The sequence below is a fragment of the Sphingobacterium sp. UDSM-2020 genome (genome assembly GCF_016132525.1).
GTDB classification, from domain to species: Bacteria; Bacteroidota; Bacteroidia; order Sphingobacteriales; family Sphingobacteriaceae; genus Sphingobacterium; species Sphingobacterium anhuiense.
Map to the genome: position 1 here is coordinate 3,587,200 of NZ_CP066166.1, position 25,770 is coordinate 3,612,969.

26 protein-coding genes are annotated in these 25,770 nt (G+C 38.5%); 19 read left to right on the forward strand and 7 right to left on the reverse strand.

Features of this window, described 5'->3' with window-relative positions; translation table 11 throughout:
* The first annotated feature begins 48 nt into the window (after nucleotides 1-48).
* The 4 genes from JAZ75_RS15030 (at nucleotide 49) to JAZ75_RS15045 (ending at nucleotide 3,142) form a co-directional block, all read left to right on the forward strand.
* A complete protein-coding gene (locus JAZ75_RS15030; protein WP_208696397.1) occupies nucleotides 49-870 on the forward strand; it encodes a helix-turn-helix domain-containing protein in 822 nt (273 codons plus the stop codon).
* A 119-nt stretch (nucleotides 871-989) separates the two neighbouring features.
* Nucleotides 990-1,526 carry a DapH/DapD/GlmU-related protein gene (locus JAZ75_RS15035; RefSeq protein ID WP_232789210.1) on the forward strand — a complete coding sequence of 179 codons (537 nt, stop codon included), beginning with the start codon at nucleotides 990-992 and terminating at the stop codon, nucleotides 1,524-1,526.
* Nucleotides 1,527-1,651: 125 nt separating this feature from the next.
* Nucleotides 1,652-2,008 carry a cyclophilin-like fold protein gene (locus tag JAZ75_RS15040; protein ID WP_208696401.1) on the forward strand — a complete coding sequence of 119 codons (357 nt, stop codon included), beginning with the start codon at nucleotides 1,652-1,654 and terminating at the stop codon, nucleotides 2,006-2,008.
* Between the two features lie 36 nt (nucleotides 2,009-2,044).
* Nucleotides 2,045-3,142: an alpha/beta hydrolase gene (locus tag JAZ75_RS15045; RefSeq protein WP_232789211.1), complete on the forward strand. Its 1,098-nt coding sequence runs from the start codon at nucleotides 2,045-2,047 to the stop codon at nucleotides 3,140-3,142.
* A 156-nt stretch (nucleotides 3,143-3,298) separates the two neighbouring features.
* Here JAZ75_RS15045 and JAZ75_RS15050 read toward each other — a convergent pair whose 3' ends face one another.
* Nucleotides 3,299-3,496: a hypothetical protein gene (locus tag JAZ75_RS15050; protein ID WP_132771248.1), complete on the reverse strand. Its 198-nt coding sequence runs from the start codon at nucleotides 3,494-3,496 to the stop codon at nucleotides 3,299-3,301.
* A gap of 542 nt (nucleotides 3,497-4,038) precedes the next feature.
* Between JAZ75_RS15050 and JAZ75_RS15055 the strand changes: the two genes are divergently transcribed.
* The 10 genes from JAZ75_RS15055 (at nucleotide 4,039) to JAZ75_RS15100 (ending at nucleotide 16,038) form a co-directional block, all read left to right on the forward strand.
* The gene (locus tag JAZ75_RS15055) at nucleotides 4,039-4,797 is read left to right on the forward strand and encodes a hypothetical protein (RefSeq protein ID WP_132771261.1); all 759 of its coding nucleotides are present in this window, start codon (nucleotides 4,039-4,041) and stop codon (nucleotides 4,795-4,797) included.
* 392 nt (nucleotides 4,798-5,189) lie between these two features.
* Nucleotides 5,190-5,594, forward strand: coding sequence for a DUF5675 family protein (locus tag JAZ75_RS15060; protein WP_208696403.1), 405 nt, complete (start codon nucleotides 5,190-5,192; stop codon nucleotides 5,592-5,594).
* A gap of 122 nt (nucleotides 5,595-5,716) precedes the next feature.
* Nucleotides 5,717-5,941 (forward strand): hypothetical protein, encoded by a 225-nt coding sequence (locus JAZ75_RS15065; protein ID WP_208696405.1) that lies wholly within the window; start codon nucleotides 5,717-5,719, stop codon nucleotides 5,939-5,941.
* A gap of 931 nt (nucleotides 5,942-6,872) precedes the next feature.
* Complete coding sequence (locus JAZ75_RS15070; RefSeq protein ID WP_208696407.1) at nucleotides 6,873-7,691, forward strand: sugar phosphate isomerase/epimerase family protein; 819 nt, start codon at nucleotides 6,873-6,875, stop codon at nucleotides 7,689-7,691.
* Between the two features lie 26 nt (nucleotides 7,692-7,717).
* Nucleotides 7,718-8,479, forward strand: a complete 762-nt coding sequence (locus tag JAZ75_RS15075; protein ID WP_208696409.1) for a phytanoyl-CoA dioxygenase family protein — start codon at nucleotides 7,718-7,720, stop codon at nucleotides 8,477-8,479.
* Between the two features lie 29 nt (nucleotides 8,480-8,508).
* Nucleotides 8,509-9,348: a helix-turn-helix domain-containing protein gene (locus JAZ75_RS15080; protein ID WP_045756391.1), complete on the forward strand. Its 840-nt coding sequence runs from the start codon at nucleotides 8,509-8,511 to the stop codon at nucleotides 9,346-9,348.
* Nucleotides 9,349-9,394: 46 nt separating this feature from the next.
* Nucleotides 9,395-12,523 (forward strand): SusC/RagA family TonB-linked outer membrane protein, encoded by a 3,129-nt coding sequence (locus tag JAZ75_RS15085; RefSeq protein WP_208696411.1) that lies wholly within the window; start codon nucleotides 9,395-9,397, stop codon nucleotides 12,521-12,523.
* 11 nt (nucleotides 12,524-12,534) lie between these two features.
* On the forward strand, nucleotides 12,535-14,022 hold the full coding sequence (locus JAZ75_RS15090) for a RagB/SusD family nutrient uptake outer membrane protein (protein ID WP_208696413.1): 1,488 nt from the start codon (nucleotides 12,535-12,537) through the stop codon (nucleotides 14,020-14,022).
* Nucleotides 14,023-14,032: 10 nt separating this feature from the next.
* On the forward strand, nucleotides 14,033-15,406 hold the full coding sequence (locus JAZ75_RS15095; RefSeq protein WP_208696415.1) for a glycoside hydrolase family 47 protein: 1,374 nt from the start codon (nucleotides 14,033-14,035) through the stop codon (nucleotides 15,404-15,406).
* Entirely contained in the window at nucleotides 15,397-16,038 is a 642-nt protein-coding gene (locus JAZ75_RS15100; protein WP_045754034.1) for an HAD family hydrolase, read from the forward strand. The genes JAZ75_RS15095 and JAZ75_RS15100 overlap by 10 nt, the downstream gene beginning before the upstream one ends.
* A 367-nt stretch (nucleotides 16,039-16,405) precedes the next feature.
* On the opposite strand, the gene JAZ75_RS15105 is transcribed toward JAZ75_RS15100, so the two are convergent.
* On the reverse strand, nucleotides 16,406-17,284 hold the full coding sequence (locus JAZ75_RS15105; RefSeq protein WP_208696417.1) for a SusC/RagA family TonB-linked outer membrane protein: 879 nt from the start codon (nucleotides 17,282-17,284) through the stop codon (nucleotides 16,406-16,408).
* Nucleotides 17,285-17,645: 361 nt separating this feature from the next.
* On the opposite strand from JAZ75_RS15105, the gene JAZ75_RS15110 reads away from it, so the two are divergent.
* Both JAZ75_RS15110 and JAZ75_RS15115 read left to right on the forward strand, forming a co-directional pair.
* Nucleotides 17,646-18,080 carry a MarR family winged helix-turn-helix transcriptional regulator gene (locus tag JAZ75_RS15110; protein WP_208696419.1) on the forward strand — a complete coding sequence of 145 codons (435 nt, stop codon included), beginning with the start codon at nucleotides 17,646-17,648 and terminating at the stop codon, nucleotides 18,078-18,080.
* Between the two features lies 1 nt (nucleotide 18,081).
* Nucleotides 18,082-18,576 carry a DUF2798 domain-containing protein gene (locus tag JAZ75_RS15115; RefSeq protein WP_208696421.1) on the forward strand — a complete coding sequence of 165 codons (495 nt, stop codon included), beginning with the start codon at nucleotides 18,082-18,084 and terminating at the stop codon, nucleotides 18,574-18,576.
* 94 nt (nucleotides 18,577-18,670) lie between these two features.
* Here the strand turns inward: JAZ75_RS15115 and JAZ75_RS15120 are convergent, their stop codons facing one another.
* From JAZ75_RS15120 to JAZ75_RS15140, 5 genes are all read right to left on the reverse strand, one after another.
* A complete protein-coding gene (locus JAZ75_RS15120; protein ID WP_208696423.1) occupies nucleotides 18,671-18,814 on the reverse strand; it encodes a hypothetical protein in 144 nt (47 codons plus the stop codon).
* A 323-nt stretch (nucleotides 18,815-19,137) separates the two neighbouring features.
* The gene (locus JAZ75_RS15125; protein ID WP_208696425.1) at nucleotides 19,138-19,707 is read right to left on the reverse strand and encodes a DUF2652 domain-containing protein; all 570 of its coding nucleotides are present in this window, start codon (nucleotides 19,705-19,707) and stop codon (nucleotides 19,138-19,140) included.
* Between the two features lie 96 nt (nucleotides 19,708-19,803).
* Nucleotides 19,804-20,565 carry an SDR family oxidoreductase gene (locus tag JAZ75_RS15130; protein ID WP_021189081.1) on the reverse strand — a complete coding sequence of 254 codons (762 nt, stop codon included), beginning with the start codon at nucleotides 20,563-20,565 and terminating at the stop codon, nucleotides 19,804-19,806.
* 228 nt (nucleotides 20,566-20,793) lie between these two features.
* On the reverse strand, nucleotides 20,794-21,462 hold the full coding sequence (locus JAZ75_RS15135) for a Crp/Fnr family transcriptional regulator (RefSeq protein ID WP_084405328.1): 669 nt from the start codon (nucleotides 21,460-21,462) through the stop codon (nucleotides 20,794-20,796).
* 194 nt (nucleotides 21,463-21,656) lie between these two features.
* Nucleotides 21,657-22,631, reverse strand: a complete 975-nt coding sequence (locus JAZ75_RS15140; protein WP_232789212.1) for an aldo/keto reductase — start codon at nucleotides 22,629-22,631, stop codon at nucleotides 21,657-21,659.
* 98 nt (nucleotides 22,632-22,729) lie between these two features.
* Between JAZ75_RS15140 and JAZ75_RS15145 the strand changes: the two genes are divergently transcribed.
* From JAZ75_RS15145 to JAZ75_RS15155, 3 genes are all read left to right on the forward strand, one after another.
* Complete coding sequence (locus JAZ75_RS15145; protein ID WP_045754038.1) at nucleotides 22,730-23,074, forward strand: winged helix-turn-helix transcriptional regulator; 345 nt, start codon at nucleotides 22,730-22,732, stop codon at nucleotides 23,072-23,074.
* Nucleotides 23,075-23,843: 769 nt separating this feature from the next.
* Nucleotides 23,844-24,425 (forward strand): RNA polymerase sigma factor, encoded by a 582-nt coding sequence (locus JAZ75_RS15150; RefSeq protein WP_208696427.1) that lies wholly within the window; start codon nucleotides 23,844-23,846, stop codon nucleotides 24,423-24,425.
* Nucleotides 24,426-24,475: 50 nt separating this feature from the next.
* The gene (locus tag JAZ75_RS15155) at nucleotides 24,476-25,675 is read left to right on the forward strand and encodes a FecR family protein (RefSeq protein ID WP_208696430.1); all 1,200 of its coding nucleotides are present in this window, start codon (nucleotides 24,476-24,478) and stop codon (nucleotides 25,673-25,675) included.
* The last annotated feature ends 95 nt before the right edge of the window (nucleotides 25,676-25,770 follow it).

Consider the following 25,770-nt stretch of genomic DNA (forward strand, 5'->3'; position numbering starts at 1 on the left):
GTGTAGCTTTGCCTTTATCTAATGAACATGTAATGTAAACGCTCAACGATGAAACAGACTGATACATTAAAGACGGTAAGCTATTCAGGTATTTTCCTTTCCTGTTTTACAGATTTTAGTGAAAAATGTATTCATGCAGCACCGGAGCATGTTTTGGTGTACCTGTATTCGGGCGAGCAGATTATAGTGGACGGAAATAAAAGAACTACAATAAAAGCTGGTGAATGTGCATTTGTAAGGCGAAACCACCGATTGACCATGTACAAAAACAGCAAAGGAAATGAATTATATAAAGGAATTTCTTTGACATTCAACCGGAGCATATTGCGCGAGTTTTACAGTAAGTTTGATAAGGCATACCTGCCTAAAAGAGTCGTGATTTCCGATAAAAATGTTGTTAAGATTGAACCGAGCCCTGCTATCACCAGTCTGTTTCAATCGCTCACGCCTTATTTTGATGAAAATATAAAACCGACCGATGGTGTTACTCATCTTAAATTGCTGGAAGGTATTTATGCGCTGCTGGATAATTCGGATATTTTTTATCCTATATTATTTGATTTTACTGATCCTTGGAAGATCGATATCCTGGAGTTTCTGAACGATCATTATATGGATGACCTCACGATGGAACAGATTGCAGCCTATACGGGACGGAGTTTGGCAACATTTAAAAGGGATTTTCAAAAAGTCAGTAACCTTAGCCCTCAAAAATGGTTGATCAAAAAACGGCTGGAAGCGGCCTACGTCAAACTGAAAGAAGAGGGCAAAAAAGTACAGGAAGTTTATGTGGAAGTGGGTTTTAAAAATCCCTCACATTTTTCTACGGCATTTAAAAAGCAATACGGCGTACCGCCTACAGAAGCTTAAAATTGAGCTTTAGAGAAAAGATAATTGAGCCTCACAACAATGCTGTTGTGAGGTTTTTGCTTTAATTTTGTATTGTAAATAAAGGAGATATAATGCAAACAGTTGATATTTTTGAACGCTTGCGAAACGGTGAAACTGTACCAGCTGGTGATCCCGAAGCATATAAATTGAGGGAAGCTTCCTTTGCTACAAAAAAGTTGCTTCTCCAGATGAACAGTGCTGATGATCCTGCCGAGGTACGCAATTTTTTGTCGCAGATTACAGCAACAGAAATTGATGAAAATACGGCGGTTTTTACACCCTTGTATATCAACTATGGGAAACATACCAAGATCGGTAAAAACGTTTTTATCAATTTTGATTGCGTTTTTTTGGACCTGGGCGGTATCACGATAGAAGACAATGTGCAGATCGCACCCAAAGTAAGTTTGCTGTCGGAGGGTCATCCGATAGCCGCTAAAGACAGACAATCGCTGGTTCCTGGCCACATTCACATTAAAAGAAATGCATGGATCGGAGCAAATGCGACTATACTGGCAGGCGTGACCATTGGCGAAAATGCTGTTGTCGCGGCAGGTGCAGTTGTTTCAAAAGATGTACCTGACAACTGCGTTTTCGGGGGGATCCCAGCGAAAATGCTGAAGCGCATTGAATAGTGATGGAAAGGATGATCTATATGCTGCTATTCCTTTTTACCAGCTTACAGAGCAGTGCCTGTATGCCATCGGAAAATAGGGTTAAAAATGAAATCCAAAGGGACACTCTAGCAAACAAAAAAGTTATGAAATTGAAAATAACTAAGGGAGATAAGGTGATCACGGCAATTTTGTATGAAAATCCTACCACAAAAGATTTCATTGCCCAACTACCTTTAAATGTTGATATGGAGGACTTCGCTGGTAAAGAAAAGATATTCTACCCACCGAAAAAATTATCTACAACAGAACGAAAAGCTGTCAGCGATCCAAAGATTGGAGATATAAATGTATATGCTCCATGGGGTAATATTGCTATTTTTTATGGCAGTTATTCAGGCTCCCGAGACTTGATCAGGATAGGGAAAATAACCGAGGGTATGGATGTAATCAATGTTACAGGTACTGTAAAGAACGTATATTTTGAACTGCTGGAACAATAGTGTGTGAAGGTTGATCTTCATAATTAGAAAAATAAAATGATGAAAAAGCGATCAATTTTAATAACGGCTTCTTTGATGCTATTGGGGCAATCTCATGGTCAGACGTTATTAACTCAAAATCAAAAAGAAATGGAAGATCAGGAACATTATACGTTTCAACTGAGCGACAAGGTAGATCGTACAGAAATTACTTTTAAGAACCGTTATGGAATCATGGTTTCCGGAGATCTGTATACACCGAAAAATAAGGGGAATGAAAAACTACCTGCTTTGGTATTGAGCGGGCCGTTTGGAGCTGTAAAAGAACAATCATCTGGTTTATATGCCAGTGAACTGGCTTCCAGAGGATTTGTGACCTTAGCTTTTGACCCTTCTTTTACGGGGGAAAGCGGGGGCGAGGTTCGCGGTGTCGCTTCGCCTGATATCTTTACGGAAGATTTCAGTGCTGCGGTAGATTATATTGGACTATTGCCTACTGTTGACCGAAATCGTATAGGTCTAATGGCGATCTGTGGTCTGAGTGGTATGGCGCTTACGGCAGCGACAAGCGATTCTCGGATCAAGGCGGTAGCTACGGCCTCGATGTACGATATGTCCCGTAGTATCAGCCGAAGCCATCAACACAGTTATACTCAAGAGCAGCGTGAAAAAGTTGTCGATTACCTAAGTCAGCAACGTTGGAAAGATGCGGAGAATGGAAACTATGCAGTGGGTCTGCATGAAGTACCATTTGATGAAAAAGGCAATATGATAAAGGGATTACATATACTTCCTGAAACGTTACCTGCTAATCCCGATCCTGTACTAGCCTCTTTCTTTGACTATTATAGAACAGCGCGTGGTTTTCATGCCAGATCAATCAATTCTACAACAGCATGGACAGCTACAACACCGATGTCATTTTTTAGTTTTCCGATGCATGCAAACATTGAAATGATCGGAGCTCGTGCGGTCATGCTTATTGCTGGAGAAAATGCGCATTCGCGCTATTATTCTGAAGATGTTTATAAAATGATTTCGGGACCCAAAGAACTGGTCATTATACCTGGTGCCGATCATGTCGATCTATACGATAAAAAGGATAAAATTCCTTTTGACAGATTGGAAACCTTTTTTAAAGATAATTTGAAATAATACTAGCAATCCCTTATGGGTCAATTTTTTTACAAGACTGTCCAACAAAAAGGCAGTCTTTTTTTGTTGCTTATTGAAGTAAATAATTCCTGCCTTTACTTTTCAGGGTAGCTTGTTTAAAAACAGTCCTCTCCAGCTGTTTCTATTTAAAGCTAATTAGAGCAGTAGTTTTCTAATTTCTTCTTCCGGTAATCCGGTATAGTCCGCAAATATGCTGATGCTGACATACTGGTTTGCTTTCAGTCCGTAGCAATCGCGTATGGATTGAAAGATTTTGTAGGTGTGTTTTTCTGTACGCCCCAATATTACAGCTGCTTCTTTGGGGTATATGCATAAACGATCGTTATTTTTCATGTTATCCTGGTTTTTAGAGGGATGATCTTTTGATAATCCGATCATCTGGATTGTTCGTGATTGTCATTCCCGCAGACAAACATATCCTATCAAACCACCTGTTAAGCTGGTATAAAGCAGTAATCAAGCACGCATAAAGCTTATTTGCCTATGTATAGTATGCGCACACGCTAAGTGCGTGGTAAGTGTGTCATAAGTGCATGAAACATACTGTTTTTACACTGTATCTATGCTCTATCTACGCTTTACATACGCTTATGCCATGCTTTATCACGAGGTAACGTCCAAGTTTAAAGCATGCTTTATTCCTTAAGCTTTGCAGATTAGGTTTAATTCCTCCCCAGAAAATGATGTTATTGGTTATTCATTTACTAAGATAAGTTTTTTCTGTATAAAATATTTTTATTCTCATTTTGGTACATTTTCGGCAATTTATCGTATCAATTCAGTATCATTATTCCGCATTTTTCCCCTTTTATCCGCTTTTGATCCCAGTGCTTTTGTACTGATGATCATCTTAGCAGTGTCAAAACAATAATGTCATGGCAAGAGTAGAAAGTTTAATCAAATTAAATGGAACGATCGGGGATCTTTCCTTTTACAAATCGAAAAGTGTGGGTTATCAGGCACGTATGAAAACCGGTGTATCGGGCGACCGTATTGCCAATGATCCAGCATTTGCACGTACCCGTGAGAACGGCAGTGAATTTGGCAGAGCCCAGCAGGAAGGCAAAAAGCTGCGCGATCTGTTGCGCGATGTGCTGTTTGAAAATGCGGACAACAAATTTAGCTCCAGGCTGGCGAGCCGGATGTTAAAAGTCATCCAGATGGATCCGGTCAGTGTCCGCGGGGAGCGGGTTTTAGTACCGCAGAACATGGTGCTGCTGAATGGTCTGGAGTGTAATCAGCGGGCAAGTTTAAAAAACATCACCTTAAAACCGTTGTCGGTTTCCTTCGACAATTTTAGCGGTGAAGGTTTTTTAACATGCGAGCAATTGATTCCGAATCTGCATATCGCCAAGCTGAGCGGAGCAACGCATGTGCAGTACACGTTGGTGCTGCAGGAGTTCTCGGGAGATGAAACAGATCAGCGTCCTGTGATCCAGCGGTCTGCTTATATCATGCTTGGTGAAATGCAGCCCATGGATCTGGATATTGCGGCGACTATTGTTCATGACCCTGATAAAAGTGTCATGGTACTGGTCGGGACAGGGTATTATCAGCTCGTGAACGGTGCTTATTATCCACTGGCTAATGGGCAGTACAATGCGCTGACCATTCATCAGGTCGTGATACCGTAATCGAGTGCTTTTGTGCCTCTTTCGCCGGCACATGGCGACAAACGTTTTTCGCTAATGATTTTTATTTTATTGGTACTCAAGATTCTCTTCGAGAGTTGTCTTGACACAAAGTTTGACAAAAGTCAAGGCTGCATTCCTTTTTGCTATTTCACCTCGTAGAGGCTAAATGAATTTAAACTCGTTTCACTCAGACAGAAATTCATTTTTAACGCCTCTTCATCGGTGAAATTACGCAGTCGGAACGCTAGGCCTTTGGTAAAGCCTTCGGCTTTTGGGATTATTTTTCGGGTGGTGGGTGGTTGTGTGATAGCAACCGCCTGCTTCCTGAAATTTAACTATGAGCTTTTACTGGCAATGAATACTAATTTTTTAATACAAGATGATTTAATAAAATGTCAACAAAAAAAATCTTGCATCTCCAACGGATTTATGGGGAGCAGGGAACAAACGGTACACTTACTTTTGAAGGTGAGGTCATCTGCCGTACTATCGAATTGCCCTGGCGCAATAATCTGCCAAGGCTCAGCTGTATCCCGGTAGGGAGTTATAAATTGGAAAAACGAAAGTATACCAGACATGGAGAGCAGATCGGAATTCCTGCTGTACTGGGACGCGAAGCGATATTGATCCATGCGGCCAACGATGCACAGAAGCAGTTATTAGGTTGTATCGCTCCGGTAACTACACTGACAGGAGAAGGTTGCGGTACGGAAAGTAAAAAGGCACTCGCAAAATTGAAGTCTCTGGTTTATTCGCTTTGGGATATGGAGCAGGAAGTGTTTTTACATATTAAGTAGTCACGAGTGAAGGAGTAACGAAGTAACGAGTGATGTGGTAACGGAGTTAAGAGTAATAGTTTCTAACCTGCTAACTATCTCACCTCATAACCTTCTTACTAACCTTCTAACAATTAAAAAACATGAAAAAAATACTTCAAAAAATAAGCCGTGCGCTACAGGTGGTGCTTATGGCGCCGATAAAACTGCCGGGCAAGGCACTGAATATTATTAAATATATCGCGCTGGGGCTTGGTGTGGTGGAGACCGTAATGGATGATAAAGATAAAAAAGGAGTAGGGGAGTCGCCACCACTGGCGGAGGATTCTTCACAAAAAGAAAAGGAGGTTCAGGATGAAATGGAATGATATCCGGATCGGTACTATAGGTGGGACGCTGTGCTCGATCTGGGCTAGCTTTTCTTTGGGAGATGTACTGCAAACAGCTTTGATGGCTATTGTAGGAACAGTCGTGAGTTTTGTGACTAGTAGGCTTTTAGGGCGAGTACGGCGAGGTAAAAGCGACTAAATTCTTCTCCTTTTTAAATGAGCAGAAGATCTACACTTTAAAGGTTCACAATTTATAGGGGGGTAGCTTTTTGCTATCCCTTATAGATTGTGAATGGCATTATTAGTCTATTCAAACTAAGTCGGTCTTTATAAACCAAATTTTCTTCTGCAGATTCAGTTCGGGATATCATTAATGGCTTGCGTAGTCCGACAGGTAATCTGAACCATTTTGGTGTGGGTATGTAGATTACGGACGGAAAGGTTCATGAAAGCCAGCGTGCGGCCAGCTACTACCAGGAGTAAAACTAAGATGAAGACAACGTTATCAAGTCATACCGGAGTGATACATTATTGGATAAGGGAATCATTAAAGATCAAAATATTAACTTATCTTTTCGATCTTCGGTTCTCAAATTGAGTAATCATATCATTTACTTTATCTATTTCTTCTTTAGAAGGAATATTAGATTCTAAATAATGGTTGTAAAGATCAATAATTGTATCACACTCAATGTTATTTTTAATTTTTCCCCGTTTTAAAATCTTCTCAAATTTATTTTCCCTTCTTATATCGATTTGATTAGATTGATTTTTTTTCCAAAATTCTTCAACAGTTCTGCCAGTGCTCTCTTGAAAATAAACAAAAGTTTCACTCTAAAAAACAACTGAATTGATGCATATACTTTACGAAGTCGTTATAGCATAAAGAAATGGCAAATTTGGCTAATATTTAATCGTTTTAAAATTAAATTATACACACTATTTTTGGATTAGTAATATTTACTCATACATGAAAGACCTAATTGTAAGTTGCTGTCCTTATTGGGGAATGAAACATTTATCTTATCCTGAATTTGCAAAACTGGCGCATAGCCATGGTTTTGAGGGAGTGGAAGTTGCCATTAATCCGCTCTTACAAAATGTGGGTGAGGTGAAGCAATATTTTGATGATTATGATTTAAAACTGATTGTACAGCTTCCCTATGCGGTTGGTGCACATGCAGGTATTATGCGTGAACAATTTTTAAGGATGATAGAAGAATGCCTACAGTATGATGTTTTTTGGTTGAATTGTCATACAGGAAGGGATTATTTTTCTTTCGATGATAATCTATTGTTCTTAACTCAAAGTCAGAAACTGGTGCAGGGATCTTCAACTTCCCTGAGTCATGAAATCCATCGTGGAAGATTCAGTTATGGTCCGATGCAGATATTAGACTACCTAAAGGAAAGTCCGGATACGATGTTGACCGCCGATTTTTCACATTGGTGTGTTGTGACCGAGTCGATGCTTGAAAATCACCAAGATATATTGAAACAGCTGTATGCCCGCTGTTCGCATATACATGCGCGCATCGGTCATGAACAAGGAGCGCAATTGGCAGATCCTTTTCATCATGAAAATGAACGGTACCGGATCACTTTTCAAAGTTGGTGGCGTGAGATTGTTCGGTCATATGGTAGATCATATCCTACCAAAAAACTGCCTATCACCTGCGAATTTGGTCCAAGGCCATATTTTTTTGGACAAGAGGGTACAGATGTAGCGGCAATGCAGTGGAAACAAAATAGTTTGATGAAAAATTTGCTTTTAAAGCATCTTGGTTAGCAACTAACTTAAATATTTATAAACAAATGATGAAGCAAGAAAAGCAAAATTTAAGTACGGCGGAAGTACAATTTTATAAAGAGAATGGTTATCTATTGCCCGCTAAACCTTTGTTCAGCAATGAAAAATTTAATACTTTATTTCATATTTTTGAAGAACACCTGCAGCATAAAGGTGATTTAAAACCGGATGAACTGGATGTTCCGCACCAGAAGGATGAGCGTCTGTTTTCTTTTTTGATGGCCGATGAGGTACTGGATATTATCGAACCGCTCATTGGTCCGAATATCGGTTTATGGAGCAGTCATTTTATCTGTAAAGAGGCCTTTTCTGGTGCTCGCACCCCATGGCATGAGGATAGTGCGTATTGGAACGGTCGATTTGATCGATTTGATGGTATCGTAACCTTATGGTTGGCAATTGATTCGGCATTTCAGGATAACGGATGCATGGGGGTATTGCCGGGAACACATCTGGGAACAGGGAAAGTTTATGAAAAGATGGATACCGATCATAAAATTTTTAACCTTGAAATAAAAGATGCTGAGCAGCTTCAGGAAGATCAGGTGGTTTGGTTCGAACTTAAACAGGGGATGTATTCGTTACACGATTCACGCATCGTACATGGTGCCAATGCCAACGGGAGTGCCTATAGAAGGACTGGTTATACGATGAGGTACTTTAATACTGACCAGGTATTGAATCGAGAACATCCGCATAATCAAAATCATAAAATCTATCACTGCCGCGGTGAAAATAGGGGTAATAATCCGCTGATCTACCTTTAGGAATAATTAGTATATGAAACTGTTGAAATATGGATTTAAAAAGCTTTTCTTTTAGTGATTTTGTACAGGCAGGTGAGTGTTTTCATCTGGCCCGTACCACAGTATACAGTAAGCAGGATATTTCACTGCATAATCATGATTATGCTGAAATATTTTGGGTAGAGGAGGGAAGTGGATACCATTTGATAAATGATCAGAAAGTTGAGTTGCAACCTGGTCATCTCGTACTGATCAGACCTTCGGATACACATGCGTTTTTGGCTGGAAAAAATGGCTTAACTATTATGAATTTTGCCTTTACGAAAGAAACGCTGCACTATTTTAAAACACGTTACTTTAATGATTCTGACGCTTATTTTTGGAACCAGAGCCAGCAACCATTTTCTGTTTTACTGGAGATGGAGACCATTAAAAAGATTACTAAAAGAGCTGAACATTATGGTCTATCCTGCCGTTCAAATCTGTATGGTGATAGTTTACTGCTAAGTATTTTTAGATTTATAAAGATCTACGAACAGAGTTATTTTAATGCGAGTCATATACCAGGTTGGCTTTTCCATGCGGTTCAGCAGTATACCGGACCAGCTTATTTCAAAATGGGGATACATGGATTTGTGGCTCTATGCCAACGCAATGCAGACCATGTTAACAGAAGTGTCCGTAAATGTTACGGTCTAACTTTGACCGAACTGGTTAATAAGGCTAAAATGAACTATGCTGCAGCGCAACTCTCCTTAACGAATGTACCTATTAAAATTATAGCTCAAAATTGTGGTATTAATACCTTAAGCCATTTTTACAATCAGTTTAATCATTTTCATCATCAAGCTCCATCTGCCTATCGAAAAAATACACAATTGATCGTGTAAACTCTCCAATAAATAAACCAATAATAATAAACTTTTATTCAAAATTATGAAAAATGCAAAAGTTTCATCACTTGTTGCTATGGCCCTTGTCATGTGTAACAATCCGCTTTATGCGCAGCAAAAGCAGCTGATAAAAGGCAAAATCACAGATGTCCGCGGGAAGGGAATCCCGCTGGCGAATTTAAAGATCAAGGGGCAGCAGCAGGGAACATCTACTAACAACGAGGGTGAATTTCAATTTTATGGTTCATCAAACGATACATTGGTCGTGAGCTGTATGGGGTATCAGTCGCTCGAGTATATCTATCAAGGACAGAGTATTGTTGAATTTCAGCTTAAAGAAAGTGCTCAGGATCTAAACGAAGTTGTTGTTGTTGGATATGGTTCTATCCGTAAAAAAGATCTGACAGGTTCTGTCGCTAGTATTAAAGGGGAGGATTTGGCGGCAATGCCGGTTTCCAATCCGCTGGTAGCGCTCGGTGCTCGTGTTCCAGAGCTTAATATTAGCAATAATTCGGGTCGCCCGGGTGGTGGGGTATCGGCTACTATCCGCGGCATCAATTCGATCAATGCCTCGAGTGCACCATTGTTTGTGGTAGATGGCGTGATCGGTGCAGATTTTCAATCCATCAACCCCAATGATATTGAGTCGATAGAGGTTTTGAAAGATGCTTCCTCAACGGCGATCTATGGTTCGCAGGCTTCCAACGGTGTGATCATCGTCAGTACGAAAGCACCTAAGGTGGGCGAATATCTGGTATCGGCACAGGTTAATTTTGGGCTGAACCAGTTTGCACGCCCCTTAAATATGCTCGATGCAAACCAATATATGGATTACATGAAAAGGTCATGGGAATATGATCCTAAGAGAGGGGCTTTCCCCACCGATCAACTGAACACACTGTATCCTGATCTCTTTGGTAAAGACAACAAACCGCGGTATAATACCGACTGGCAAAAGGAAGCTAGCCGTAATGCCACACCTATTTCTTATTATTTTACGATCTCGGGAGGTAATGAAAAGGCCAAGCAGCTCTTAAGTGTCGGGATTATCAATGACACCGGGTTGCTTCGGGAAACGTATTATAAAAAACGGACGGTCCGTTACAATACGGATATTAAATTGAGAGAATGGTTAACGATTGGCGCTAATCTTTCTTATCAATACAATCGTAAAAATCAGGTCGATGATTATGCTGTAGGCTCGATGAATGCAACACGGCTGCTGGCAGGTATGATCCCGATATTGCCGGTCGAGTATCCGGATGGATCGACAAGTACGATGCAAGATTTTGGATTTGGCTATAATTACAATAGCAACCGTGATTTTCTAGGTTTTTATAAAACAGGAATTTATACGGCCAATAATCCGGTGAAGCTTCTCCAAGACTTGAAGTATAACCGTACAGAGCATCAGTTTTTAGGAAATGCCAATATGCGGGTCAAATTGATGGAGGGGCTGGAATTTAAATCGACCTTTGGAACGCAGTTTTTTGATGCCAACAATCAGTTCTATGCATCTAAATATCTGCTGGATCTGGGTGTGGATGTCAGTGGCCGGGCTGCTGTCGATTATGGTAAAACGTTGTACTGGCAATCTGAGAATTTTTTGAACTATACTAAAATTTTTGAAGTTCATCGGGTCAATGCGGTACTGGGTACAAGCTGGACGAGCAGTACGGGCGATGGATTTGGTGCTGGATCTACTGGTTTTTCTGTTGATTATTTTCAGTATAACAACCTCGCAGCTGGTGCTGTTCCGGGTACGCCCACTTCGTATTATAGAAAGGAACTGTTAAACTCATATTACGCCCGTTTCAACTATAGTTATGACGATCGGTATTTATTAACGTTGACGGGCAGATCTGATGGTTCTTCAAAATTTGGCAGCGGCAATAAATATGCTTTTTTCCCTTCTGTGGCATTGGGATGGAACGTCTCGGAAGAGTCTTTCCTAAAATCTAATGAGCTGTTGAACCAGTTGAAATTGCGCACGAGCTATGGAATAACGGGTAATTCAAGTATTTCTCCTTATATGTCTCTGGGGACATTAAATAACAATACGCTCGTGTATCTAGATGGTAAAAGGTATGTGGGGGCGACTATGGGCAGTATTGCTAATCCGGATCTGAAGTGGGAGCGTACAGCACAAATCAATGCAGGTGTGGATATGGGTTTTCTGAACAATAGATTGACTTTGGTGGCTGATGTTTACCATAAAAAAACGACCGATCTACTGCTCGATAATCCGACTTCTTTTGTTTCGGGATATAACAGTGTAACCCAAAATATCGGCAGTGTGCAAAATAAAGGTATAGAGGTGGCATTGAACGGTAAATTGATCCAGAGCAATGATTTTTCGGCAGATCTGGGTTTGGCTATTTCCGCTAACCGCAACAAAATATTGGGGCTCGGTGATAATAATGCCGATATCTTGCCGGGACGTGTTCCGGGGGGACTGGTGTATAATGTATTGCGTGTAGGGGGACAGGTCGGAGATATAATTGGTTATGAACGTTTAGGCACATGGGGTACTGACGAAGCTGCTGAAGCTGCCAAGTATGATAGAAAACCTGGCGATATCAAAAGGGATGATGTCAATAAAGACTACGTATATGATGATCAGGATGTGAAGATTCTAGGTAATTTATTTCCGAAATATGAGCTTTTTATCAATTTAGGAGTTCGGTACAAGCAATTTGATCTGAGTGCAACCATACAGGTGAGAAGGGGTAATAAAGTCGTGAATGCCTCTAGTTTTGAACTGGAAGACCGTCAATATTATCTCAACAGTTATGCCAGTTTACTGGATGATGCCTGGACACCTTCGCATCAGAATACCATGGTGCCGGCTATCCGTACCCAGCAGGATGCGCTGTACAGTGATTATCCATCGGGTTATGTTGACAGCCATTTCGTAGAAGATGGATCTTTTATCCGCGGACGTAACCTAAATATCAGCTATTCTTTTCCGCGAGCTATATTGGACAGATGGAAAATAAAAGGGCTCAAAATTTCGGCAAATACGCAGAATTTTTTCTTGAGTACGAAATATCGCGGATATGATCCGGAGCTGTCTTCGGTATCGGCGGGTAATACATTTACGCAGGGTGTAGATTATTTTAGTTACCCGAATGCGCGTACATATGCGTTGGGATTAAACCTTACCTTTTAAATCTTAAAATCATGAAAAGATCATTATATACACTGTTATTAATTGGTACATTGGGTGTTTCTTTACATTCATGCACTTCTCAGCTGGAAGAGGATGCGCGGTCTTCTATCCCGGTCAAAAATTTCTTCACTAATGAGGAAGAATGTAATTCGGCAGTAATCGGAATCTATAATTATATTAAAGCGCCCTATAACAAATATGGTTATGATGAAATACCTTATGCCATGCTTGAACTGCCTACGGGACTTTTCGATAATAAAGCGCAGTGGCAGTTTGCGTCAGACTACAGCAATCTGAAATTTGATGCGTCAAGTCCTGATTTTTCAATTTGGTGGGAGAGTTGCTATAAGGGTATTGAAGCAGCTAACAGTTGTCTTCGCTATATCCCTGCGGTCAAGATGCCGGAAGGTAAAAAGAATGAATTGCTGGCTGAGGCGAGTTTTCTGCGCGCATATTTTTATTTTCAGCTGGTACATATTTTTGGCGATGTGCCTTTAAAAATGGAACCTACAGCCAATCCTGCGGATGCACTGATCGGTAAAAGTTCGGTACGGGATATTTTTGAAAAGGCTATCGTTCCGGATCTTAAATTTGCCGAGCAGCAACCTTTGCCAGCAACAACACAGGGCAACGGCAGAGTCTCGGTGATGGCTGTGAAAACACTTTTGGCAAAAACTTACCTGAGTATGGCGGGTTTGCTGAAGGAGCAGATTTTTTATGGGTTAGCTAAGTCCAAAGCATTGGAAGTGATACAGTCCAATAAACATAAACTTTTCGAATCGGATCAAGAGTTGACCTGGTTCAATAAATTGAATAACCCTGCTTTTGACAATAAAGAGGAGCATATTTTGATGGCCAACTATGCGATCAATAATGCTAACAGCAGTCTTCCTGTCTATTTCTTGCCTAAAGAAGTTAAATTGGTAAATGCATTGCAATTTGGTGGTTTTGCGCCGAGTTCGTTCTTTTTGGATGCTTATGATCCGGCGGATCTTAGGGGAAGAAATAATCAGGGATTTTTTATGAATGCGATCCAGATCGGTGATAAAAAATATGAATTTCCCTGGGCTGTTTATAAATTCATGGATCCAGGAATCTTAACTACTGCGCCCAATTCGGCCAAGAATTTTCCGTTGTTGCGGTATGCAGATCTGTTATTGGTTTATAGTGAAGCGCAGAATGAAGCAGATGGAAGTCCGGACCAGGCGGCTTTTGCTGCGGTCAATCTGATCAGAAAGCGTGCTGGTCTGGCAGATATCTCAAAATTATCGCAGTCCGAATTTCGAGAGGAGGTATTAAAACAGCGCTATTTTGAACTATGTGCTGAAGGTAAGATCTGGTTTGATCTGGTACGCACGAAAAAAATATTCGATACAAAAGCAAAGAAAATGGTCGATCTAATCGGCTTTAAACTTCCTGGTGGTACAATTTTTAAAGAAGATAATCTTAAATTTCCAATTCCGAGTCGTGAGGTTCAGATCAATCCATTATTAAAATAAATTAATACGTATGATACAGATAAAACTAGTGATGAAAACACTGCTACTTATGGTCGGATTCGGCTTGTTGATCGTGACTGCTCAGGCTAGAAGCTCAAAACAGGATGAAAATGAAAAGTATGCCGAAAGAGTGAAAACGGCATTTATTAAGGGATGGACTGCTTATATGGGCTATGCTAAAGGGCAGGATGCTGTAAATCCTATTGCAAAAAAAGGCCATAACTGGTATAGCCATTCACTATTGATGACACCAGTTGATGCATTTAGTACCATGCATGTCATGGGGCTAAAAAAAGAGATGGGTGAGGCTAAACAACTGATTTTTTCTCAATTGAATTTTGATATTGATATGGAAATTCAGCAATTTGAAATTGCCATCAGGATCATGGGTGGATTACTGTCTGCTTACCAGCTGGATGGAGATCCTCGATTTTTACAACTGGCGGAGGATTTGGGAAAACGCATGTTACCTGTTTTTGAATCAAAAACAGGTATGCCCTATAGATTGGTTAATCTAAAAACGGGTGCTGTTTCTGGAGAGATCACCAACCCATGTGAAATCGGATCCATGTTATTGGAATATGGTATGTTGAGTAAATTAACGGGAAACCCAATCTATTATGAAAAGTGTAAACGTGGGGTGGTAGCAACTTTTGATCGCCGTTCTAAAATCGGTTTGGTCGGTACAGAAATCAATATCAATACAGGAGAATGGGTTAATAAAAGTGCACATCTTAGTGGGCGTATCGATGCTTACTACGAATACCTGTTGAAAGGCTGGTTGTTGTTTGGTGATAAAGACCTGAAGAGGATGTGGGATATCCATAAAAAAGCTATCGCAAAATACTTGGCCGATGATGTAAGCTCGGGATTTTGGTATGGATATGCCGATATGGATACTGGTGTACGTACAGCTACTCGGTTTGGTGCATTAGATTGTTTTTATGGAGCTGTTCTTTGTTTGGACCGTAATTTTAAATCGGCAAAGAAGTTGCAGCAGAGTATCTATAAAATGTGGACCTTAAAAGGTCTTGAACCTGAAACAATTGATTATAGCAGCATGAATATCATTGATAAATACTACATGATCAGGCCTGAGGCTATTGAATCTACGTATTATCTATGGCACTATACGAAAGACCCACAATATTTTGAACAAGGAAAACAGATGTTTGAATCGATCGAGAAATATTGTCAAGTGGATAATGGTTATGTGCAGATCCGAAATGTGGAAACCATGGAGAAATGGGATACGTTAGAGAGTTTCTTTTTTGCTGAAACTATGAAATATTGCTATTTGTTTTTTGCACCGAAAGATGCCTTAGATTTGGATAAATGTGTTTTAAATACTGAAGCTCACCCATTTTTTAAAACATGGAAATAATTCAATTCGATAGTATATTGTTTGATCTGGATGGCACATTATGGAATGCAGCAGCTTTATATGCGAAAGCGTGGACTGTGGCGTTGCAGTTGCATGGTGTTGATACTGTTATTGGTGAGAAAGATATTGTTGGATTGATCGGTCTGGAACAAAGTCTTGTGATTCGTGCTTTAATTCCTGATCTGTTTCAGGATAAAATTCGGTTCATCGTAGATACAGTTGAAACGGAGACTGAACGGTTGATCCAAACAGAAGGAGCACCTTTGTACCAAAGTGTCAAAGAGGGCCTGGAGAAATTGCAGCAGCGGTATTTACTTTTTATTGTCAGTAACTGTGATCAAAATGTGGTCCGGTTATTTTTAAAGTATCATGGTCTGGAACCGTTTTTTGTCGATCATCGGACTCATGGTGGAAACCGCAAATCTAAATATGAAAACATGGCAGATCTGATCGTAAAATACAAGCTTAAGCATCCCGTATATGTGGGAGATACATTGTCTGATCAAAAACAGAGTGCACTCGCATATGTACCTTTTGTACATGTGAACTATGGTTTCGGGGAATTGGAAAACTACAGTCCGAGTTTCGACAGTTTTGAACTGTTAACGACTTACTTTTTAAAAAATAGTTAAAGTGGTCGCCTACAAGCAGCAGAACAGCAATTGGTAACCGTATCTTGCCACAATGAAAATGCCCCATAAAGTTTTCACTATTTTGGGGCATTTCGGTTACGTTAAATTAGTTTGGAAGGTTGGATATATAAAATTGATAACCTAGCTAAGGATATGAGTTTACCGATTTCTTTATTGTCTATAACTAACCTAGATTCATGGGGATACCTACACTTAATCCTGCAACTATAGGTAGATACCACTGTTTATTGTTTTATTGAATTTAAAAAACTAGTCCATGCATTGTTTTTTTATCTGATTCCATTGAGTACATATAATTTTTTAGCGACATTTTGAACTCCTACGTAACTATCATATTTAGTGATTGTTATACCTGATTTAACTTTTTTGTGGTAATCAGTACAACACCGCTTGCTGCTCGAGTTCCGTATATTGCAGCAGGGGAGGCGTCTTTTAGGATATCAATTGATTCGATATCATCGGGGCTTAAACTACTGGGGTCAATACTTAGTAATCCATCTACAACAATGAGTGTATCATTGCTGCTATTGATCGATCCTGCTCCACGAACTTGAATTTTTGTGCCGGCTCCTGGAGCAGAATTCGTTTGACTAATGGTGACGCCGGGAGCTTTACCATTCAGTAGCTGCAGGGCATTAGTATTAGCACCTTGTGTGAAATCTTTAGCCTGTACAGCGGAGACAGCTCCTGTAAGATCCGATTTCTTTTGAACACCATAACCTATCAAAACTACTTCATCAATCGTTTTCACTTCTTCGATCAGTGTAATTTGTAATAAGGATGATCCTTGATAAGATATTCGTCGTTCCTGATATCCGATGAAATTAATACGGAGTTCCTCCGAAAGAGGCGCCTGATCAAACTGAAACTCGCCGCGGTCGTTAGTCGCTATATCGAGTGTGGTACCGATCAGTTGGACAGTAACGCCAGCCATGGGAGTGATTGTACTGTTTGTTACAATCCCCTTTAGTGTTTGTTTTTGTAGGGATAGCGTTCTTGTCTGATTTTCCGTGTCGGCATCTTTTCGCTGTATCAATACATTATTACCTCGAATACTATTGGTTAATGTTTGTTTGGCCAACAGCATCTCCAATGCCTGAGTCCAAGGCTTATTATTGATGTATAAAGTTAACGGTTGATGTTCATTGACTTGACTGGAATTATAGAAGAAATCCTTTCCGCTTTGCTTTCTCAGCTTGGAGAGAATGGATTTAAATGTTGTCACTCATGCCGTGACAGGAAATTACTTTTTTTCGTTAAGGATTTGATTTTATTGGCACTCAAGATTCTCTTCGAGGTTTTCCTTGATGAAAAAAGTAATCAAAAGCCGACCGGAGGGAGACCATGGATGCCAAAAAAACAAACACGAATCCATAACTCAAGGTTGCATTCCTTAATGCTATTTCACCTTTAATAACAAGCTCTATCGAATTTTAAAACTTCATAGTGAGGACTTATTTTCATCCTATTATTCGATAAACTTGTTAAATAACAATATATCGTGAAATATTTGACAAATATATTATATTTTAAATATAATAGTTATATTTGTAACCATTATATTTATAACTAATAAAGTTGGTGCGATGAGAAAAATATCGACAGAGCTGAATCATGCAGATTTAATTAAATATGCTTTTTTTAAAGATTATCATTTACCAAAGGAACTTTCTATAGTAAATCTCACGCAGGAAAGGATATTAATGACGATTAAAAACTCGGTGAATCTCTCGATGGTATCGATTTCGCGAAGTATTGGGCTTGAAAAGGGGCCTTTCTCGCAATCAGTTGACAAACTAGTTGATCTTGGATTAGTGGAAAGGGTAAGATCAGAATCGGATCGGCGGTTGATTCGTTTGCATTTAACTGATAAAGGAGTTGATCTCGCTAATCAGTTGGAAGAGAGCATGGAGCAGCATTTTGCATTAAAAAGAGATTTGTTGACAGCGGAAGAATTAGATGAACTTTTCACTGCATTAACCTCATTAAATAAAATTGCTCAAATCATAATTTCAAAATAGAATGAATAAAATGCCAATAAACAAAAAAGAAAAAATAGTTTATACTTTCCTGATGGTTGTATTTATGGTCATCGCTATGACAACTTATAATGTCGTTTTACATGAAGGGTTTTCAATGGTTGGAATAAAAAATATCTGGCTGATGTTTCCCCTGACTTTTTTAGTAGCTTTCTTGATAGAATGGTTTTTCGTAGCTCCCGTAGCATTTCGAATTGCGTCAAAATTAGTAGGTAAAGATGAATCAGAAATGAAAAAAGGCTTGGTTACGGCTTTTTGCTTGGTAACAGGTATGGTGATTTCAATGTCTTTATATGGAAGCATTTTGATGCACGGATTTACGTTAGAAACCATCTTGGCTTGGGGTAGAAATATATGCTTCAACTTTATCGTTGCTTTTCCACTTCAAATATTTATAGCAAGACCATTTATCGGGACTGTGTTTAGAGCATTATTTCCTGTTGGCACAATTGTAGATCTTTCGAAAGGAACGCAATAGTATAATTAAAGCGCTCTATTGAGCACTTTAATTATGAGGAGGGCTCTCAATCCTTCATTATCTTGGTAATTTTTTCATGACCTGCCATATGGTATCAAATGGCAGTAATGGCATTCAAAAATAAGAAAGTACTGTTCTCGTCATCAGATGAAAGATCCAATTTTTTAAGTAGTGGATTGGTCACCTGATAGAACCAATTATTGGCTATTTGTTCACGTGCCGGGTAGATCATATGCATGGCAGATTTATATAAATTTAAGATAACCTATGTGATTGTTTAAAATTCCGTTATGTATGTAAGGTGCAGTAATTCCGACATCAGGTAGTTGTTAGGTGACTAGTAGAATGCTAGGAATTGTGCGACGGTATAATAGGAATTAACCATTTTTCTCTTTTTTAAATGAGCAGCAAGTCTATTATGAAGTTGCACTGTATAAAGGGTTTAGAATTAACTTACATACTAATTATAAGTTGTTTGAAAAACTGGGAAGCTTACAAAAATGGTAAGTCTTCAGGGCAACTATTGGGTTCTTTGATTCAGGTAGTCAAAACGTTCTTACTTCAGTTTGCATCGTTATAAGGAAAATACGTGTAGCAAAGTGATCCGACGTCATAGATATCACATTGATATGTGCCATATGTATTACTATAATCTATGGGGAAGTTGCTCATCTGTTCTAAATAATCAGTAGTTAATAGCACATAGGCATGAGAAGGTACACTATTCTTTAATAATCGATGTGCATCTACCAGGATATTACCATAGAGCTTATAAAAGCGATTTATTCTAAATTCAACTAAATTACCGTAGTGAGCTATTGCTTTCAGATCTAGGTGTTTAATGTTGGGGAATTTCAAATAATAATGGCGAAGGTTTTTTTTAAAGGAATTACGCATATGGCCAAATTGCTTTAAAATGTCCTTTACTGAAGGTGGTGTCCCTAAATGATAAAACAAAATAGCATCTCCTTCTATTTCTGAAATTTTAAAAGATAGAAAGTTACATTTAATTATTCCTTTTAATAAATGGCGAATAATCGAAATCCCCTGTGGTGGACTTATTTCTCTGATGAATTGTGAATATCCGCTGATATCCACGATGAAAACTAAACCTTTATTATCTTCAAACATAAGCATGTCTTTAAGCGCTCTACTAAACTCATTTATCAAGTGTTTTTTGTTGTAAAATAAGATGCTGATCTCTGGACGCAGCATCTTATTTTAGTTCTACCAGGGAATTTCACCGGTTCCAGCTGGATTTGTCTCTTCACAGAAAAATTTTCCAGTTGGCCCATCTTGGCCAATCAAAGCATATTTAATAACACGCTTGGCTGCCACCTCAACCGAACCGCCGTTCTTGCCGGTGAAGTCTGTAGAGGTATATCCTGGGCTAACTGCATTCACTTTAAAGTGTGTATCCCGTAACTCGTAAGCAAGGTTTACCGTATACATATTCAGGGCGGCCTTTGAAGAAAGGTATACGACACCTTTTACATCGTAGTATAGGTAGTTGGGATCACTGTGTAGGGTAAGAGAACCTTGACTTGAGCTCAGGTTAACGATCCGTGGTTCCGGAGAATTTTTTAAAAGATCAATAAATGCTTTGATAACCCTTGCTGGCCCGTACACGTTGGTGTCATAGACCTTCTGGTAAACTGCTATATCGGTATCTATGGCTGTCTGAGGAACCATATGCCCTGCGCTGTCGATAGCAATTCCACTGATTCCTGCGTTGTTGATCAGTACATCTAATGTGCCAACTTTGTTTCCGATTTCTTTGCGGGCAGCATTGATTGAGTCCTCGTTAGTAACGTCAATCTGAACAGCCTCAACGTGGATTAGCCCTTCTGCTTGTAGCTGTTCGGCGGCTTTCAGACCGTTGTTGATATTTCGGCTGCCTAAAAAAACATGAAATCCTTTTTTTAATAACTGACGTGCTGATTCGAAGCCAATCCCTTTATTTGCCCCGGTAATTAATACTGTTTTCATTTTTATCGATTTTGATTATCACAAAGGTCGTAGGATGTAAATTGCTATTTTTTGACTTTTATCAAAAAATATAATAATGGGTGGTAAAAAAGATCATTTGACTAATTTTCAGAATTGATGGTCATGCATGCTAAATCATAACAGTACTTTTGCAGACGGGCTGACAAAATAGGGGAGAATTGCTAACCGGTTACCGATTACAAACTAACATCAGAATTCAAAGGCAGCTCAGCGCTTTCTGAGTCGGCTAAGGGTCGCAGGCTTAATCCCCAGATAGGAAGCAATCATGTTTTGTGAGAATTTTTGAAAATATTCCGGATGGTGCTCCAACAGGTCCAAGTATCTTTCTTCAGCATTCATACTGATAGCAGCATGTATTCGTTTTTGTGTTGTAACCGCTACTAATCGTTGCTCAAGCCGAAGAAACTCCTTTATCGCTGGAACCTCTGCCTCCAGAAGATGCAATTCTGCAGGTGATATCTGCAAGATCTCCGAGTTTTCGACTGCATCTATATAGTATCGGCTAGGGCTCTGTGTTACTACGCTTTCCCAGTCCGATATCCAATTCCCCTCTAGAGCAAATGCTACAACTGCTTCCTGCCCGCGTTCGTTTACGGAATAAATCCGTAAAGCTCCGGAGATCACATAACAAATGTATTTGCAAACGTCTCCTTCTTGAACAAGAAACTGACGGCGACGTACTTTTTTTAGTTTGAAAGCAGCTCTAATCAGCGTTTGGTCCAGTGGGGAGAGCACGAATTTCGTATAATTGCGAAAATAATCAAATAAAGAATTATAGACATCATCCCGGTGTTCCTCCATCGTCCTTCTGAATGATAAACGTTCTGTGGTACGAAATTCTGTTGTCTGATCCTTTAAGATAGGGCGTGCTGTCATATGATATGATTGTTATCACAAATTTATTTAAAAATTGTAACAACGCCTAATCGAATTTTTTGATGTCAAGTATGTTATGAACCCGCTCAGATAAAAATAATGTTTTTTTATACTTTCACAGATTTATGCAGCATAGATCTGTCTCTACTTTAAAGTTGTAATTCCATTATTTATGGTTTTAATTTGGCTATGTTTTACTTTGAACTTCTCACTGTCGCCAGTAGATCGTGCGGATATCCCAATGATATAGCACTTAATTTATCCAATGTTGCAAGATGTTGTTCGGTTAAGCGTATGGTAGTTGCCTTTAAGCTGTCTTCAAAATGCGAAATTTTACGCGCGCCAATCAAAGGGAAAGTATCTTTTGATAAAACCCAGGCAAACGCAACCTGGCCGGGTGTTGCATCAACTTCTTTTGAAATTAAAATCAGTTCATCAATTATTGCTTTTGTTTTTTCATCTTCTTTATAATTGGAATCTTGTCCCATGGTGATACGTCCCGATTCTCCGGTTCTATATTTTCCAGTTAGCAAACCACCTGCCATTGGCGAATACATCATAATTCCCAATCCAAATTCCTGTGCCATAGGAATTAATTCGCGGTCAGCTGTTCGTTGCAACAGGTTATATTCGATTTGGAGTGCGGTTAATTTTGTCGAGCTTCCAATAGCTGCGGCTTTCCAGGCAGGGAAATTGGTTAAGCCGGTGTATAAAATTTTCCCTTCTTTTTCGAGATCTTCTAAACCTCTTACAATTTCATCTAATGGCGTTACTCCATCATCAAAATGTGGCATGTAAATATCAATATAATCCGTTTTCAATCGCTTTAGGCTTGCTTCTACAGCTTGCTTCATCGATTTACGATGATTCCCATAATTGCTTATTGCAGGCTTCATTTCACTACTTTTTGTGTATTTTGAACAGACAATAAAATTATTGCGCTGACCTTTCAAAAATTCGCCTACTATTTCTTCTGCTTCACCAAATTGATAAAGATCAGAAATATCAATAAAATTGCCTCCCGCTTCTTGATATGCCGCAAGTATTTTTTTCGATTCATCGGGACTTGCTCCATATCCTTTACGAGTACCAAAATTTGCAGCTCCCAAAATAATCTCACTAGCGTATAAACCTGTTTTTGAACCAAATAATTTATATTTCATCATCATTCTTTTTTTTCAAAAGTAAAGGCATTAAGCAACTCAGTCAAGTACGGATAAATTTGTCCGTATCATTATTATTATATTTGTTTGAAAAATGATTTGCTATGTATGAAAGAAAAATACCTGTTACAGTAGAATGTGGGCTTCATTTATTTATGGAGGTTATAAACGGAAAGTGGAAAATTAGCTTGATCTGGAGTATTTATAACGGTATTATTCGACCGAGTGATCTACAAAGAAAAATACCGAATGCATCAAGGAGAGTCTTGGAAAATCAATTAAATCAACTTGTGCACCACGGAATTCTTACCAAGAAAATCTATGATGTAAAACCTCCTAAAGTTGAATATGGTTTAACTAAATTGGGCGAGTCATTAATTCCTATAATAAAATCCACCGCAAAATGGGGTGAAGACAATAGAGAAGAATTAGAAAAAGCAATTACTTAAGCAATAGATTTGCTGCAATCACCAACATTGCTACTGACCAATAAATAGCTTGCAAAACCAATAAACCTTTACTGACTTTCTCATTATCAATTTTACTGTTGTAATGATTTTTATCATTTCATATTTTTTGGAAATCTTTGAAGTATTAGCGGTCTCAAACTTTCTTTTACCCACCTTTGTTATCAATCAGAACATTGATCAATCTATCAATGACAAGCTTTATTTGTACGAAAGGATAGCAGTATGTTACCCTTTAGTTTAAAGGCAAAAGGGCCTAATTCTCATTAGACCCTTTATCTTGACGTTTTGATGTACAGTAATTTTTTTTTATGTTTCTTATCGTTTCCTCTTTTTTGTTTCGTCATCCAAAAGTTTTGGGTGCATTTGGATTTTCTACTGTACTACGTCGATTTATTTTCTGCCTTTATAAAGCAGGTTTGCTATAGTTTTTCAGTTATATAACACCAGTCATTTAAAAAGGTTCATATAAAAATTATTTGTGATACTATTATATACAATAATCTATCCATTTATAATTTGAAATGACAGGCCTACGCTCTTTTATTTATTTGTCATCACGTTACTGTTCGATCATACGATATTATAACAACTGATTCCGTAAATCTAATGTTTAAACAACACTTATCTTTTTGTATTTAAAAATGATAATAACTTTCTGGGGAGGGATTTCTTAAGTAATTTTGTTTTTCTAAATTTTATGATAATTTTGACCTTAATTATTATACATACCTAATTATTAATCAATAAAATGCAACCAGTAGAGGAAAGGAAAAGGGTTAAGGAGCTAATTGAAGGGAGTACTGAAGCTTTTGAAGACTTATATCATCGTTATAGACCCTTAATCTATACCGCTATTTTTAAGTTGATAAAATCGCACGAGTTGAGCCAGGAAATCTTTCAGGATGTGTTTGTTCGAATCTGGAATCAAAGAGACAGACTGGATCCTGATAAATCCTTTAAATCTTATCTCTATATGATTGCTCAAAACCTGGTTTATGATCATTTGAGGCAGTTAACTGCTAATAGAAAGAAATTAGATATGTTTAAGACCTATTACATAAAAACCTCTGGGAATGATACGGAGAATGCCCTCGATCTTAAAGAAACTCAAGCTTATTTAGATAAAATATTAGAACAGGTTCCTGAAAAATGCCGTCAAGTATATATTCTTTGTAAATTGGAAGGAAGAAGTTATGAAGATGTCTCTAAACTGCTCAATATTTCGATTGCTACAGTAAATAGTCATATTGTTAAGGCATCTCGTATAATAAAAAAGAATTGGAAATCAGATTATTACACATTAATTTTATTTTTTTACATTTTTAAGTAATTGGTTTTTCGTTACGATTCGTATTAGGTACAATCAATAACAATAAACCATTGTCTGAAAAAGAACTAAACCAATTATTCGCAAAATTTTTGCGGAAAGAATGTACTGAGCAAGAGTTGGATCTTTTGTTTGGGTATTTTGCTGACGACCAATATGAAGGAGAGTTAAAAAAACTCATCGAATCGAACTGGTCGCATGACTTAAGTGATGATCTTGATTTTCAATTCAAAATGCGTCAATCATTTTTGAAAACAGATGCCTATTTAAGCAAACAGATAAACCGTTCCGAAGAAAAAGGATTCTTCAAAAAAAATATCAGATGGATTTCTTATGCTGCAGCTTGCATGTTACTTGCAAGTTCAGTTCCTATGTATAAATTTTTCTTAAAAGCACATGGAGTCTCTTCTTTTACTACAAGCTTATCAGAAAAAAAATCTATTCAATCGAAGCTTTTGTTTGCCAATGGTGATGTGGTCTATTTAGATACAATAGCCCATGGTCCAAAACTCCTCTATGAAAATCAAGAAGCCCGGATCGAGCAATTAGCAGTCGATAAAATCCAAGTTAACACTAAAAAGGGAACTGAAGAAAAGGGTATAGAATGGGTAAGTCTTGATGTTCCTAAGGGTAAGCACATGGAAGTATTATTGGCAGATGGTAGTGTAGCCCTGATCAATTCAATGTCGCAGTTTAAATTTCCAATGATCTTTTCTGAGGATAATAGAGGGACTGAACTCGTTGGGGAAGGATATTTTGAAGTAGCTCATAATAAAGAAAAGCGATTTCTGGTGAAGACACCAAATCAATTAATCCAGGTGTTTGGAACGAAATTTAATGTGCGCAATTATTTAGATGAAGAAGCAGTTTCTACAGCATTATTTGAAGGTAAAGTATCTGTAAAGGTGCTAGAAGGCGACCGTATTGGATCAGAACGTATGCTTAGACCTGGGGAGCAGCTGGATATCGAGAAAAATCACATGCAAATAAAGCAGCAAGCAATTGTTGATCATGATGAAATATTGGGTTGGACGACAGGCAAGTTTATTTATAACAATACGCCGTTAAAAATTATGCTGAAAGATCTGACGCGTTGGTATAACGTGGAGGTGGACTGGGATACTGTGCCCGACCTACGCTTTCAAGGGACAATTCCCCAAGAACTTACGATTGAAGAGGTTGTGGAAGTTCTAAATGAAGTAGGTGGCCTTAAAATAAAATTAATAAATAACCAATTAACTTTTAAAATATGATTATGATAAAAAACAAACACGATTAAAAAAAGGAATCGGATGTGGTACCAGCACATCCGATAATGCCAGGAAATTAAAAAACGAATCTTATAACC

What these genes read in the sequence shown, in the direction of transcription:
- JAZ75_RS15030 (WP_208696397.1), top strand. Translation starts at nt 49, where the DNA reads ATGAAACAGACTGATACATTAAAGACGGTAAGCTATTCAGGTATTTTC.
- JAZ75_RS15040 (WP_208696401.1), top strand. Translation starts at nt 1,652, where the DNA reads ATGAAATTGAAAATAACTAAGGGAGATAAGGTGATCACGGCAATTTTG.
- JAZ75_RS15045 (WP_232789211.1), top strand. Translation starts at nt 2,045, where the DNA reads ATGATGAAAAAGCGATCAATTTTAATAACGGCTTCTTTGATGCTATTG.
- JAZ75_RS15050 (WP_132771248.1), bottom strand. Translation starts at nt 3,496, where the DNA reads ATGAAAAATAACGATCGTTTATGCATATACCCCAAAGAAGCAGCTGTA.
- JAZ75_RS15055 (WP_132771261.1), top strand. Translation starts at nt 4,039, where the DNA reads ATGGCAAGAGTAGAAAGTTTAATCAAATTAAATGGAACGATCGGGGAT.
- JAZ75_RS15060 (WP_208696403.1), top strand. Translation starts at nt 5,190, where the DNA reads ATGTCAACAAAAAAAATCTTGCATCTCCAACGGATTTATGGGGAGCAG.
- JAZ75_RS15065 (WP_208696405.1), top strand. Translation starts at nt 5,717, where the DNA reads ATGAAAAAAATACTTCAAAAAATAAGCCGTGCGCTACAGGTGGTGCTT.
- JAZ75_RS15070 (WP_208696407.1), top strand. Translation starts at nt 6,873, where the DNA reads ATGAAAGACCTAATTGTAAGTTGCTGTCCTTATTGGGGAATGAAACAT.
- JAZ75_RS15075 (WP_208696409.1), top strand. Translation starts at nt 7,718, where the DNA reads ATGATGAAGCAAGAAAAGCAAAATTTAAGTACGGCGGAAGTACAATTT.
- JAZ75_RS15080 (WP_045756391.1), top strand. Translation starts at nt 8,509, where the DNA reads ATGGATTTAAAAAGCTTTTCTTTTAGTGATTTTGTACAGGCAGGTGAG.
- JAZ75_RS15085 (WP_208696411.1), top strand. Translation starts at nt 9,395, where the DNA reads ATGAAAAATGCAAAAGTTTCATCACTTGTTGCTATGGCCCTTGTCATG.
- JAZ75_RS15090 (WP_208696413.1), top strand. Translation starts at nt 12,535, where the DNA reads ATGAAAAGATCATTATATACACTGTTATTAATTGGTACATTGGGTGTT.
- JAZ75_RS15095 (WP_208696415.1), top strand. Translation starts at nt 14,033, where the DNA reads ATGATACAGATAAAACTAGTGATGAAAACACTGCTACTTATGGTCGGA.
- JAZ75_RS15100 (WP_045754034.1), top strand. Translation starts at nt 15,397, where the DNA reads ATGGAAATAATTCAATTCGATAGTATATTGTTTGATCTGGATGGCACA.
- JAZ75_RS15110 (WP_208696419.1), top strand. Translation starts at nt 17,646, where the DNA reads ATGAGAAAAATATCGACAGAGCTGAATCATGCAGATTTAATTAAATAT.
- JAZ75_RS15115 (WP_208696421.1), top strand. Translation starts at nt 18,082, where the DNA reads ATGAATAAAATGCCAATAAACAAAAAAGAAAAAATAGTTTATACTTTC.
- JAZ75_RS15120 (WP_208696423.1), bottom strand. Translation starts at nt 18,814, where the DNA reads ATGCATATGATCTACCCGGCACGTGAACAAATAGCCAATAATTGGTTC.
- JAZ75_RS15125 (WP_208696425.1), bottom strand. Translation starts at nt 19,707, where the DNA reads ATGTTTGAAGATAATAAAGGTTTAGTTTTCATCGTGGATATCAGCGGA.
- JAZ75_RS15130 (WP_021189081.1), bottom strand. Translation starts at nt 20,565, where the DNA reads ATGAAAACAGTATTAATTACCGGGGCAAATAAAGGGATTGGCTTCGAA.
- JAZ75_RS15135 (WP_084405328.1), bottom strand. Translation starts at nt 21,462, where the DNA reads ATGACAGCACGCCCTATCTTAAAGGATCAGACAACAGAATTTCGTACC.
- JAZ75_RS15140 (WP_232789212.1), bottom strand. Translation starts at nt 22,631, where the DNA reads ATGATGATGAAATATAAATTATTTGGTTCAAAAACAGGTTTATACGCT.
- JAZ75_RS15145 (WP_045754038.1), top strand. Translation starts at nt 22,730, where the DNA reads ATGTATGAAAGAAAAATACCTGTTACAGTAGAATGTGGGCTTCATTTA.
- JAZ75_RS15150 (WP_208696427.1), top strand. Translation starts at nt 23,844, where the DNA reads ATGCAACCAGTAGAGGAAAGGAAAAGGGTTAAGGAGCTAATTGAAGGG.